The sequence below is a fragment of the Microbacterium sp. 22242 genome, assembly GCF_052045495.1.
Classification (GTDB): domain Bacteria; phylum Actinomycetota; class Actinomycetes; order Actinomycetales; family Microbacteriaceae; genus Microbacterium.
In genome coordinates this window covers 152,483-164,297 of sequence record NZ_JBQEOZ010000004.1, presented here as the reverse complement: position 1 = coordinate 164,297, position 11,815 = coordinate 152,483, and the positions used below count along the sequence as shown (strand labels likewise).

The 11,815-nt window shown below is 70.2% G+C and carries 9 protein-coding genes; 7 read left to right on the top strand and 2 right to left on the bottom strand.

Going from position 1 to position 11,815, the window contains the following annotated elements; all coding sequences use genetic code 11:
* Window positions 1-1,419, bottom strand: a complete 1,419-nt coding sequence (sufB, locus tag ACTJJZ_RS05710; protein ID WP_440720215.1) for a Fe-S cluster assembly protein SufB — start codon at window positions 1,417-1,419, stop codon at window positions 1-3.
* 325 nt (window positions 1,420-1,744) lie between these two features.
* On the opposite strand from sufB, the gene ACTJJZ_RS05705 reads away from it, so the two are divergent.
* The gene (locus ACTJJZ_RS05705) at window positions 1,745-2,641 is read left to right on the top strand and encodes a COX15/CtaA family protein (RefSeq protein ID WP_440720214.1); all 897 of its coding nucleotides are present in this window, start codon (window positions 1,745-1,747) and stop codon (window positions 2,639-2,641) included.
* Window positions 2,642-2,770: 129 nt separating this feature from the next.
* Window positions 2,771-3,232: a hypothetical protein gene (locus ACTJJZ_RS05700; RefSeq protein ID WP_440720213.1), complete on the top strand. Its 462-nt coding sequence runs from the start codon at window positions 2,771-2,773 to the stop codon at window positions 3,230-3,232.
* Window positions 3,233-3,295: 63 nt separating this feature from the next.
* Here the strand turns inward: ACTJJZ_RS05700 and ACTJJZ_RS05695 are convergent, their stop codons facing one another.
* Complete coding sequence (locus ACTJJZ_RS05695) at window positions 3,296-4,228, bottom strand: heme o synthase (RefSeq protein WP_440720212.1); 933 nt, start codon at window positions 4,226-4,228, stop codon at window positions 3,296-3,298.
* A gap of 244 nt (window positions 4,229-4,472) precedes the next feature.
* On the opposite strand from ACTJJZ_RS05695, the gene tkt reads away from it, so the two are divergent.
* From tkt to ACTJJZ_RS05670, 5 genes are read left to right on the top strand one after another with little or no spacing between them, the layout of a single operon-like run.
* The gene (gene tkt / locus ACTJJZ_RS05690; RefSeq protein ID WP_440720211.1) at window positions 4,473-6,569 is read left to right on the top strand and encodes a transketolase; all 2,097 of its coding nucleotides are present in this window, start codon (window positions 4,473-4,475) and stop codon (window positions 6,567-6,569) included.
* Window positions 6,566-7,678: a transaldolase gene (tal, locus tag ACTJJZ_RS05685; RefSeq protein WP_440720210.1), complete on the top strand. Its 1,113-nt coding sequence runs from the start codon at window positions 6,566-6,568 to the stop codon at window positions 7,676-7,678. The genes tkt and tal overlap by 4 nt, the downstream gene beginning before the upstream one ends.
* Window positions 7,675-9,294 carry a glucose-6-phosphate isomerase gene (locus ACTJJZ_RS05680; protein ID WP_440720209.1) on the top strand — a complete coding sequence of 540 codons (1,620 nt, stop codon included), beginning with the start codon at window positions 7,675-7,677 and terminating at the stop codon, window positions 9,292-9,294. Before tal ends, ACTJJZ_RS05680 begins: the two co-directional genes overlap by 4 nt.
* 40 nt (window positions 9,295-9,334) lie before the next feature.
* A complete protein-coding gene (gene zwf / locus ACTJJZ_RS05675; protein WP_440720208.1) occupies window positions 9,335-10,882 on the top strand; it encodes a glucose-6-phosphate dehydrogenase in 1,548 nt (515 codons plus the stop codon).
* Window positions 10,879-11,814 carry a glucose-6-phosphate dehydrogenase assembly protein OpcA gene (locus ACTJJZ_RS05670; RefSeq protein WP_440720207.1) on the top strand — a complete coding sequence of 312 codons (936 nt, stop codon included), beginning with the start codon at window positions 10,879-10,881 and terminating at the stop codon, window positions 11,812-11,814. Before zwf ends, ACTJJZ_RS05670 begins: the two co-directional genes overlap by 4 nt.
* Window position 11,815 lies beyond the last annotated feature (1 nt).

The window sequence follows — 11,815 nt, the reverse complement described above, 5'->3', positions numbered from 1 at the left end:
TCAGCCGACCGATCCTTCCATGCCCATCTCGATGAGCTTGTTCAGTTCCATCGCGTACTCCATCGGCAGCTCCCGCGCGATCGGCTCGATGAAGCCGCGCACGATCATCGCCATCGCCTCGTCCTCCGGCATCCCGCGGGACTGCAGGTAGAACAGCTGCTCCTCGCTGACCTTCGAGACCGTGGCCTCGTGGCCGAGCTGCACGTCGTCCACCCGGATGTCGATCGCGGGGTACGTGTCGGAGCGGGACTTGGTGTCCACCAGCAGGGCGTCGCAGCGCACGGTGTTGGCGGAGTGGTGCGCGTTCGCGTCCACCCGCACCTCGCCGCGGTAGCCGGCGCGGCCGCCCCCGCGGGCGATCGACTTCGAGACGATCGAGGACTGCGTGTACGGCGCCATGTGGATCATCTTCGCGCCCGCGTCCTGGTGCTGGCCGGGGCCGGCGAAGGCGACCGAGAGCGTCTCGCCCTTGGCGTGCTCGCCCATCAGGTAGATCGACGGGTACTTCATCGTGACCTTGGAGCCGATGTTGCCGTCCACCCACTCCATGGTCGCGCCCTCGTGGGCGACCGCCCGCTTGGTGACCAGGTTGTAGACGTTGTTCGACCAGTTCTGGATCGTCGTGTAGCGCACGCGGGCGTTCTTCTTGACGATGATCTCGACGACTGCGGAGTGCAGCGAGTCGCTCTTGTAGATCGGGGCGGTGCAGCCCTCGATGTAGTGCACGTAGCTGTCCTCATCGGCGATGATCAGCGTGCGCTCGAACTGGCCCATGTTCTCGGTGTTGATCCGGAAGTAGGCCTGCAGCGGGATCTCCACGTGCACGCCCTTCGGCACGTACACGAACGATCCGCCGGACCACACCGCGGTGTTCAGGGCGGCGAACTTGTTGTCGCCGGCCGGGATCACGGTGCCGAAGTACTCCTCGAAGAACTCGGGGTGCTCGCGCAGCGCGGTGTCGGTGTCCATGAAGATGACGCCCTGCTGCTCCAGGTCCTCGCGGATCTGGTGGTAGACGACCTCGGACTCGTACTGCGCGGCGACGCCGGCGACCAGGCGCTGGCGCTCGGCCTCGGGGATGCCCAGGCGCTCGTACGTCTCGCGGATGTCCTCCGGGAGGTCCTCCCAGCTCTGCGCCTGCTTCTCCGTGGAGCGCACGAAGTACTTGATGTTGTCGAAGTCGATCTCGCTGAGGTCGGCGCCCCAGGTCGGCATCGGCTTGCGGCCGAAGAGCTGCAGCCCCTTGAGGCGGGTCTTCAGCATCCATTCCGGCTCGTTCTTGAGCGCGGAGATCCCGCGCACCACGTCCTCGGACAGACCGCGTCGCGCAGTCGCACCGGCGGCATCCGTGTCGTGCCAGCCGAATTCGTACACCCCCAGGCCATCCAGCTCCGGGCGGTCGATCAGCACATCCGACATCACACTCTCCTCTTGGGCCGTAACGGTTCATCCGCCCCGGCACACCGTCGATCCCGCCGAGTCTGCAGGGAACGTGTGCCGCTCTGGGCCCTCATCATGGACGCATAGCCTTCGCGCCTAAACTGTGTCATCGATGGCAGAGCCCTGAGCGGGAGGCTTCCCGCGCTCTCGCGACCATCGCCAACACCCACGATTCTACAGGTTCCCTCCGACATCCGGGCCGCCCAGGCCCCGACGGGAGGGTCCCGGAGGAGCCATGCCCGATACCGCGACCCCGCCAGCGCCCCGCACTCGCCCCGGATTCCTGGGCCGAGTCCATGAATGGTTGCCGGATCGCATCGACGGGCGTGTCCGCATCCTCGCCTGGGTGTCGTTCGTGCTCGAGGTCGCGATCGTCGGCACCGGCGGCGCGGTGCGGCTGACCGACTCGGGGCTGGGCTGCGAGTGGCCGCTGTGCACCCCCGACTCGCTGTTCCCCACCCGGCAGCAGAGCTACCACTCCCTGATCGAGTTCGGCAACCGCGGGCTGAGCTTCTTCGTCGGCCTGGCCGCCGTGCTCGTCCTCGTGCTGCTCATCCGGCTCCGCACGCAGCGCAAGGACCTCTGGACCATGGCCTGGATCGTGTTCGGCGGCGTGCTGCTGCAAGGCGTGGTGGGCGGGATCCTGGTGATCTTCCGCCTGCACCCGAACATGGTCGCGTTCCACTACCTCGTCTCGCTCGTGCTGGTGGCGGTCTCCGCGGCCTTCCTGGTGCGGATGGACCGGCCTCGCGGGGCGCGCGAGCGCGCGGTGCCCAAGGCCGTCGCGATCCTCACGCGCATCACCTCGTTCGCGCTGGCGCTCACGGTCCTGTTCGGCGTGCTGACCACCGGAGCGGGGCCGCACTCGGGCGATCCGGCGGTGACCCTGCGCAACGGCTTCGACGCGACCGTGCTCGAGCATGTGCACTCCTGGCCCGCCTACACCCTGTTCGCGCTGACCCTCGCCGTGCTGGTGATCGCGATCGTGCGCCGGCTGACGTCGATCCGCGGCTGGGCGACCGCGCTGCTGGCGGCCGAGCTCGTGCAGATCGGCGTGGGCCTGTACCAGGCGCGCAATGCGCTCCCCCCGCTTGCCGTGGGGGTGCACATGGTGCTCGCGGCGATCCTCGTCGCCATCTGCACGGCGCTCGTGCTGAACCTGAAGCGTCCCGCGGGCGCGAAGACGGGCGTCGCGGCCTGAGCGTCGCGGCGCGATGACGACCTCCGGCGTCCTCGCCGGAGAAGCCTTCGCCGTCTCCGCCCGCTCGGACATATGCGGCTCATAGCCGGCACAGAGGTTCCGCACGGGTGGGACGGGAACGCTGGAACCATGAAATCCCCCCTGACCCGCAGCATCCCCTTCTGGATCCTCCTCGTCGCCTCGGTCGGACTCGCCGCCGCCGGAGCGATCCTGATCAGCCAGCACCTCGGCACGATGACCAAGACCCTCGGCGACGGCAGCGCCACCGGGCTGGAGGTGTACGGCGGGCAGTCCTGGATCGTGGTCGGCGCGGCCCTGGTCGGCGCGGGCGCCCTCGGCGTCCTGCTGACGCTCGCCCTGGCCGCCGCGTCCGCGCTGATCCCGACCACGGCGGGCGCCGCGGCCGCCGCCCCCGCCACCGCGGTGGCGGACGGTGCCGCGGTCCTCGGCCTCTCCGATCCGGAGGGCGCGCTCGATGCGCCTGCGACCGCGCAGGAGATCGCACCGGACGGCGCCGAGGCGGCTCAGGCCGACTCCGAGGCGGCTCAGGACGACGCCGCCGAGCCCGCCGACGCGGTCAGCGCTCGCTGAGCCCGCATCGACGAAAGGCGCCCGCATCGCGGGCGCCTTTCGTCTGTCCGATCGCGGAGCGACTCAGAACGGCAGCAGCGGATCGACCGCGATCGCCAGGAAGACCAGCGTCAGATAGGTGATGGACGCGTGGAAGACGCGCATCGGCTTGGCCGGCGCTCCCTTCACCGCCTGCGCGTACAGGCGGTGCGACTCGTACACGAACCAGCCGCCGAACACCGCCGCCGACACCGAGTAGACCAGCCCCATGCCGGCGACCGGGATCAGCAGCAGCGAGCAGGCGAGGGTCGCCCACGCGTACAGGATCACCTGCAGGCCCACCTGGGACGCGGAACGCGTCACGCCGAGCATCGGCACGTCCACGTCCTCGTAGTCGTCCTTGTACTTCATCGACAGCGGCCAGTAGTGCGCCGGGGTCCACAGGAACACCAGCACGAAGAGCACGAACGCCGGCCAGTCCAGGGATCCGGTGACCGCGGCCCAGCCGATCAGCACCGGGAAGCATCCGGCGATCCCGCCCCAGATGATGTTCTGCTCGGTGCGGCGCTTCAGGATCAGCGTGTAGATCACCACGTAGAAGAAGATGGCGCCGGCCGAGAGCGTCGCCGCGAGCCAGTTCGTGGTCAGCCACAGCCACACGGTCGAGAGCACGGCGAGGGTCCAGGAGAAGATCAGCGCGCCGCGCGGCGTGACCTCGCCGGTGACCAGCGGCCTGTTCTCGGTGCGGTGCATGTGCGCATCGATGTCGCGATCGATGTACATGTTGAACGACGCGGCGGATCCCGCGCTCATCGCACCGCCGATGACGGTCGCGGCGACCAGCCACAGGTTCGGCAGGCCGTGCTGCGCGAGGAACATCACGGGGACGGTGGAGACGAGCAGGAGCTCCAGCACACGCGGCTTGGTCAGCTCGACGTAGGCCTTGATGGTCCGCTTCAGGGAGCGCTCCGCCGCCGGGGACTCGATGGTGGTCGCGATGCTGACCGCCTCCTTCATGCGCACACGGGAACACCTTCATCCTACGTCACACGGCGCGCCAGATCCGGCCAGGGGATCGTCCCCCGAAACACCCCGGAAACACGGGGCGGAACGGAGTGAAACACTTGCTCGTGACCGGACACGCCCGTTGCCGACCGCACTATGCTGAAACCACTCGCGCGCCCGTTCGTGCTACGCCTTCCGTGAAGTCGCGGTTGACGCGCAGTCACGGGGCGCTCACCGTCTTGGAAAGGGCTCTGGAGTGTCGGAACTGCAGTGGGATGAGATCGATCGACGTGCGGTGGACACCGCCAGGATCCTGGCGGCGGATGCTGTGGAGAAGGTCGGTAACGGCCACCCCGGCACCGCGATGAGCCTGGCGCCGGCCGCGTATCTGCTGTACCAGCGGGTGCTGCGGCACGATCCGGCCGACACGCACTGGCTGGGGCGCGACCGCTTCATCCTGTCCGCCGGGCACTCGTCCCTCACGCAGTACGTGCAGCTCTATCTCGGCGGCTTCGGGCTCGAGCTCGAGGACCTCGAGTCGCTGCGCACCTGGGGCTCGCTCACCCCCGGCCACCCGGAGTACGGCCACACCAAGGGCGTGGAGATCACCACCGGCCCGCTCGGACAGGGACTGGCCTCCGCGGTCGGCTTCGCGTACGCCTCGCGCTACGAGCGCGGCCTGTTCGATCCGGACGCCGCCGCGGGCACGAGCCCGTTCGACCACTTCGTCTATGTGATCGCCGGAGACGGCGACCTGCAGGAGGGCATCACCAGCGAGGCGGGATCGCTCGCCGGCCACCAGCAGCTCGGCAACCTCATCGCGATCTACGACTCGAACCAGATCTCCATCGAGGACGACACCAACGTCGCCTTCACCGAAGACGTCGCGGCGCGCTATCGCGCGTACGACTGGGACGTGCAGGTCGTCGACTGGAAGAAGACCGGCGAATACGTCGAGGACGTCGCCGAGCTGTACGCCGCGATCGAGGCCGCGAAGGGCGTGACGGACAAGCCGTCGCTGATCATCCTCCGCACGATCATCGGCTGGCCGTCCCCCGGCAAGCAGAACAGCGGCAAGATCCACGGCTCTGCTCTCGGCGCCGACGAGCTCGCCGCCACCAAGCGCGTGCTCGGGTTCGACCCGGAGCAGCACTTCGTCGTGGCCGACGACATCCTCGCGCACACCCGCGCCCTGGGCGAGCGGGCCGCCGAGGCCCGCGCCGCGTGGCAGGAGTCCTTCGACGCCTGGGCGACCGCCAACCCCGAGCGCAAGGCGCTGCTGGACCGCCTCGAGGCGCAGCAGCTGCCCGACGGCATCGCCGACGCACTCCCCGTGTTCGAGCCGGGCAAGGACGTCTCCACCCGCGCCGCGTCCGGCCAGGTCATCAACGCCCTCGCCGCCGAGCTTCCCGAGCTGTGGGGCGGATCGGCCGACCTCGCCGAGTCCAACCTGACCACGATCAAGGACGCGGCCTCGTTCATCCCCGAGCAGTGGTCGACCCACGAGTGGAGCGGCAACCCGTACGGACGGGTGCTCCACTTCGGGATCCGCGAGCACGCCATGGGTGCGATCGTCAACGGCATCGTGCTGCACGGCCCGACCCGCCCGTTCGGCGGCACGTTCCTGATCTTCAGCGACTACATGCGGCCCGCAGTGCGCCTCTCGGCCCTGATGAACATCCCGAGCGTGTTCGTGTGGACGCACGACTCGGTCGCCCTCGGCGAGGACGGCCCCACCCACCAGCCGATCGAGCAGCTCGCGACGCTCCGCGCGATCCCGAACTTCACGATCGTGCGCCCGGCCGACGCGAACGAGACCTCGGTCGCGTGGCTGGAGATCCTCCGCCGGCACGCCGGCCCGACCGGCATCGCCCTGACCCGCCAGAACATCCCGGTGTTCGAGCGGGGCGACGGCGAGGCATCGGGTGAGACGCTCGCCTCCGCCGAGAACGCGGTCAAGGGCGCCTACATCCTCGCCGAGGCGCCGAACGGCACCCCGGACGTGATCCTCATCGCGACCGGCTCCGAGGTCCAGCTCGCGGTCGCCGCGCGCGAGACCCTCGCCGCCGAAGGGGTGAACGCGCGCGTCGTTTCCGCGCCGTCCCTGGAATGGTTCGCCGAGCAGAGCGCGGAGTACCGCGAGCAGGTGCTGCCGTCCGCGATCCGCGCCCGCGTCTCGGTCGAGGCCGGATCCCGGCTTACCTGGGAGGGGATCGTCGGCTCCACCGGCCGGACGGTCGCGATCGACCACTTCGGCGCCTCCGCCGACTACAAGACGCTGTTCCAGAAGTTCGGCATCACCGCCGAGGCCGTCGTGCAGGCGGCCCACGAGACTCTGAAGGAGAACTCATGACCACCCCCACCGAAGCCCTCGCCGCCGCCGGAGTCAGCATCTGGTTGGACGACCTCTCCCGCACCCGGATCACCTCGGGCAACCTCGCTGACCTCATCGCGAACCGCAACGTCGTCGGCGTGACCACCAACCCGACGATCTTCGCGAACGCGATCACGAACCCGGACGACACGTCCTACGACGGACAGGTCGCCGAGCTCGCCGCCCGCGGGGCCTCTGCCGAGGAGGCCATCTTCGAGGCCACCACCCAGGACGTCCGGGACGCCCTGGACGTGTTCCGCCCCGTGTGGGAGGAGACCGGCCACGTGGACGGCCGCGTGTCGATCGAGGTCTCCCCCGACCTCGCCCACGACACCGACGGCACCATCGCCCAGGCCAAGGAGCTGTGGGCCAAGGTCGACCGTCCCAACCTGCTCGTGAAGATCCCCGCCACCAAGGCGGGCCTGCCCGCGATCACCGCAGCGATCGCGGAGGGGATCAGCGTGAACGTGACGCTGATCTTCAGCCTCGAGCGCTACGCCGAGGTCATCGACGCCTACCTCTCCGGCCTCGAGCAGGCCAAGGCTGCCGGCATCGACCTGTCCACGATCCGCTCGGTCGCCTCGTTCTTCGTGTCGCGGGTCGACACCGAGACCGACAAGCGCCTCGCGGCGATCGGCACCGACGAGGCCGCGGCCCTCAAGAGCAAGGCCGGCCTCGCGAACGCGCGTCTCGCCTACGAGCTCTACGAGCAGACCTTCAGCGGGGACCGCGCGAAGGCGCTCCTCGACGCCGGCGCGAACCGCCAGCGTCCGCTCTGGGCCTCCACGGGCGTCAAGGACCCCGCTCTGCCCGACACCCTCTACGTGACCGAGCTCGTCGCCGCGGACGTCGTGAACACGATGCCGGAGAAGACCCTCGAGGCCACGTTCGACCACGGCGTCATCGCCGGCGACACGGTCACGGGTGCGTACGAGGAGTCCCGCGCCGTGTTCGCGGACCTCGAGTCCGTGGGCGTCGACTTCGCCGATGTCACCCAGGTGCTCGAGGACGAGGGCGTCGCCAAGTTCATCGACTCCTGGCACGAGCTGCTCACGAAGGTTCGGGCGGGCCTGGACGCCCAGCGATGAGCTTCCGGATCCACACGTCGGGGGCGCCGAAGGCCGCGATCGACGAGGTCGTCCCCGGCCTCGTCGGCGACCTGATCGCCTCCCGGATCACCAACGCCGACCCGACCGTCTGGGGCGACGCCGCGGAGGCCGAGGCCTCCCGGCGCCTCGGCTGGGTCGACGCCGTCTCGGTGTCGCGCCCTCTGGTGCCGGAGATCCTGGCGCTGCGCGACGAGCTCCGCGCCCAGGGCGTCACGCGCGTGGTGCTGGCGGGCATGGGCGGATCCTCGCTCGCGCCCGAGGTCATCGCGCAGACGGCCGGGATCGACGTCACGATCCTCGACTCCACCGCGCCGGGCCAGGTCCTCGCGGCGATCGACGCCGGGCTGGCCGACACGGTCCTCGTGGTGTCGTCGAAGTCCGGATCGACCGTCGAGACCGACTCGCAGCGGCGCACCTTCGAGGCCGCGTTCCGCGACGTGGGGATCGACCCGGTCACCCGCATCGTCGTGGTGACCGACCCCGGCTCACCGCTCGACGAGTCGGCGCGCGCCGCCGGCTACCGGGTGTTCAACGCCGATCCGAACGTGGGCGGACGCTACTCCGCCCTCACCGCGTTCGGCCTGGTGCCCTCTGGCCTCGCGGGGGTCGACATCTCCGAGCTGCTGGACGAGGCGGAGGCCTCGCTCCTGGAGGTCGCGATCGACTCCGCCGAGAACCCCGCCCTGCGCCTCGGCGCGGCCATCGCCGCGACCCGGCAGAGCTTCGACGGCCCGCGGCGCGACAAGCTCGGACTCATCACCGACGGGACCCACATCGTGGGGCTGCCGGACTGGATCGAGCAGCTCATCGCGGAGTCCACCGGCAAGAGCGGCACCGGGATCCTGCCCGTGGTCCTGCTGCCGGTGTCGCCGGAGGTGGAGGACGTGCCCGCCGACCTGCAGCTGGTGCGGCTCGTCGACGACGCGGAAGAGTTCCATCTGCGCGAGCGCCACCCCGGCGAGATCCTGGTCAGCGGCACGCTCGGCGCGCAGTTCCTGGTCTGGGAGTACGCGACCGCGATCGCCGGGCACCTGCTCGGCATCGACCCGTTCGACCAGCCCGACGTGGAGTCGGCGAAGGTCGCGACGCGCGGCCTGCTCGACGCCCGTCCCGAGGCCGCCCCTGCCGCGTTCGTGCAGGACGGCGTCGAGGTGCGCGCCTCGGACCCCGAGCTGGTCGCCTCCGGCAGCATCGCCGGCGTGCTGGACGCGCTCTGGGCCCGGCTCCCGGAAGACGGCTACGTCGCCATCCAGGCGTACGTGAACCGGCTCGAGATGCCGCAGCTGCAGGGCCTCCGCGAACTCGTCGCCGCGGACTCCGGCCGTCCCACCACGTTCGGCTGGGGACCCCGCTTCCTGCACTCGACCGGTCAGTACCACAAGGGCGGTCCCGCGCAGGGCGTGTTCCTGCAGATCACCGAACGCGACGACGTGGACCTCGAGATCCCGGGACGCCCGTTCACCTTCGGTCAGCTCATCGAGGCGCAGGCGGCCGGCGACGCCGGTGTGCTCGCCGACCACGGCCGCCCCGTCGTGACGCTCACGATCACCGAGCCTCAGGACGACGTGCTCGAACTGTTCGAGGCCGCGCAATAGCCGCGGCCTGCTCCCCCGTATCCAGGAGAATCCCCCACAGATGACCGTTCCCGTCTCTCGCGGACACAATCCGCTGCGCGATCCCGACGACCGTCGGCTGAACCGGATCGCAGGGCCCAGCGCCCTGGTGATCTTCGGCGTCACCGGCGACCTGTCGCGCAAGAAGCTCATGCCCGCCGTCTACGACCTCGCCAACCGCGGCCTGCTGCCCCCGGGCTTCGCCCTGGTCGGCTTCGCTCGCCGCGACTGGGAGGACCAGGACTTCGCCCAGGTCGTCTACGACGCCGTCAAGCAGCACGCGCGCACCCCGTTCCGCGAGGAGACGTGGGCGCAGCTGCTGCAGGGCATCCGGTTCGTCTCCGGAGAGTTCGGCGACCCCGAGGCGTTCCGGCGCCTGCGGGAGACCGTCGAGAAGCTCGATGTGGAACGCGGCACCATGGGCAACCACGCGTACTACCTCTCGATCCCGCCGAAGCAGTTCCCGCTCGTCGCGCAGCAGCTGCGCGACTCCGGCCTGGTCGACGGCCGTGCGGACTCCGACCACTGGCGCCGCGTCGTGATCGAGAAGCCGTTCGGTCACGACCTCGCGTCGGCTCGCGCGCTCAACGATGCGCTGGAGGGCACGTTCCCCGCCGACTCGATCTTCCGGATCGACCACTACCTCGGCAAGGAGACGGTGCAGAACATCCTCGCGCTGCGCTTCGCGAACGAGCTGTACGAGCCGATCTGGAACCGCAACTACGTCGACCACGTGCAGATCACCATGGCCGAGGACATCGGCGTGGGCGGTCGCGCCGGCTACTACGACGGCATCGGCGCAGCCAGGGATGTCATCCAGAACCACCTGCTGCAACTGCTCGCGCTGACCGCGATGGAGGAGCCGATCAGCCTCTCCGCCGCGCATCTGCGCGCCGAGAAGGAGAAGGTGCTCGCCGCGGTCGCGCTGCCCGACGATCTCTCCCTCGCGACCGCACGCGGCCAGTACGCGGGCGGGTGGCAGGGCGGCGAGCAGGTCACCGGCTTCCTGGACGAGGAGGGGATGGATCCCGCCTCGACCACGGAGACCTACGCCGCCGTCAAGCTCGAGATCAACACCCGGCGCTGGGCGGATGTGCCGTTCTACCTCCGCACCGGCAAGCGGCTCGGCCGTCGTGTCACCGAGATCGCCGTCGTCTTCAAGCGCGCCCCGGAGCACCTGTTCGGCAGCGGACAGACCTCGGAGCTCGGCCAGAACGCCCTCGTGATCCGCGTGCAGCCCGACGAGGGCGTCACGATCCGGTTCGGCTCCAAGGTTCCCGGCAGCGGCAGCAACGTGCGCGACGTGACCATGGACTTCGGCTACGGGCACGCCTTCACCGAGGCGAGCCCCGAGGCGTACGAGCGGCTCATCCTGGACGTGCTGCTCGGCGATCCGCCGCTGTTCCCGCGCCACGAGGAGGTCGAGCTCTCCTGGAAGATCCTCGACCCCGTGGAGCAGTACTGGGCGGCGCAGGACGCGCCGTTGGAGCAGTACGCCCCCGGATCCTGGGGCCCGGCATCGGCCGACGCCCTGCTCGCCCGCGACGGACGTGTCTGGAGGCGCCCGTGATCATCGACCTGCCCGACACCACGACCAGTCAGGTCGCGAAGAACCTCGTCAAGGCGCGCGAGGAGGGCGGCGTCGTCGCCCTCGGCCGCGTGCTGACCCTGATCATCGCGTCCCCCGACGACTCCGTCGAGGCGGCGATCGACGCCGCCAACGACGCCTCTCGCGAGCATCCGATGCGCGTCATCGTGCTGACGACGAGCGAGGGCGAGCCGAGGCTCGACGCGCAGATCCGCGTCGGCGGTGACGCCGGCGCGAGCGAGGTCGTCGTGCTGCACGCCTACGGCGACGCCGCGAGCAACGAGGAGAGCCTGGTCACCGGCCTGCTCCTGCCCGACGCGCCCGTCGTGGTCTGGTGGCCGAGCGAGGCTCCCGAGGCGCCGGCGGAGTCGCCGCTCGGCCGCATCGCGCAGCGCCGGATCACCGACGCCGCGACCGCGGTCGACGTGCGCGCCCAGCTCGAGGTGCTCGGCCGCACGCACGTGCCCGGCGACACCGACCTCGCCTGGACCCGTCTCACGCACTGGCGCGAGCAGCTCGCCGCCGTGCTCGACCAGCCGCCGTTCGACGAGGTCACCGCCGTCGAGGTGCGCGGAGCCGCGGCGTCGCCGTCCACCGCGCTGCTGGCCAGCTGGCTGGGGCTCGCGCTCGACGTGCCTGTCCGCTGGGCGTACGAGGCGCCGGCGAACTGGGAGCACGGCATCAAGTCCGTGCGCCTGACCAGGGCGGACGGCGACATCCTGCTGGAGCGGCCGGTCCCCGGGTCCGCCGTCCTCACGCAGCCCGGGCAGCCCGACCACGAGCTGCACCTGCCGCGCCGCACGCTGCGCGAGTGCCTCGCCGAGGAGCTCCGCCGGCTCGACCCGGACCTGCTCTACGGACGCGTCATCACCGAGGGCTTCCAGCAGCTCTCCGCCCCGGAACCGGTCGCCTGAC

Coding starts and splice junctions, on each gene's coding strand:
- ACTJJZ_RS05700 (WP_440720213.1), top strand. CDS start 2,771: ATGAAATCCCCCCTGACCCGCAGCATCCCCTTCTGGATCCTCCTCGTC.
- ACTJJZ_RS05695 (WP_440720212.1), bottom strand. CDS start 4,228: ATGAAGGAGGCGGTCAGCATCGCGACCACCATCGAGTCCCCGGCGGCG.
- tal (WP_440720210.1), top strand. CDS start 6,566: ATGACCACCCCCACCGAAGCCCTCGCCGCCGCCGGAGTCAGCATCTGG.
- zwf (WP_440720208.1), top strand. CDS start 9,335: ATGACCGTTCCCGTCTCTCGCGGACACAATCCGCTGCGCGATCCCGAC.
- sufB (WP_440720215.1), bottom strand. CDS start 1,419: ATGTCGGATGTGCTGATCGACCGCCCGGAGCTGGATGGCCTGGGGGTG.
- ACTJJZ_RS05680 (WP_440720209.1), top strand. CDS start 7,675: ATGAGCTTCCGGATCCACACGTCGGGGGCGCCGAAGGCCGCGATCGAC.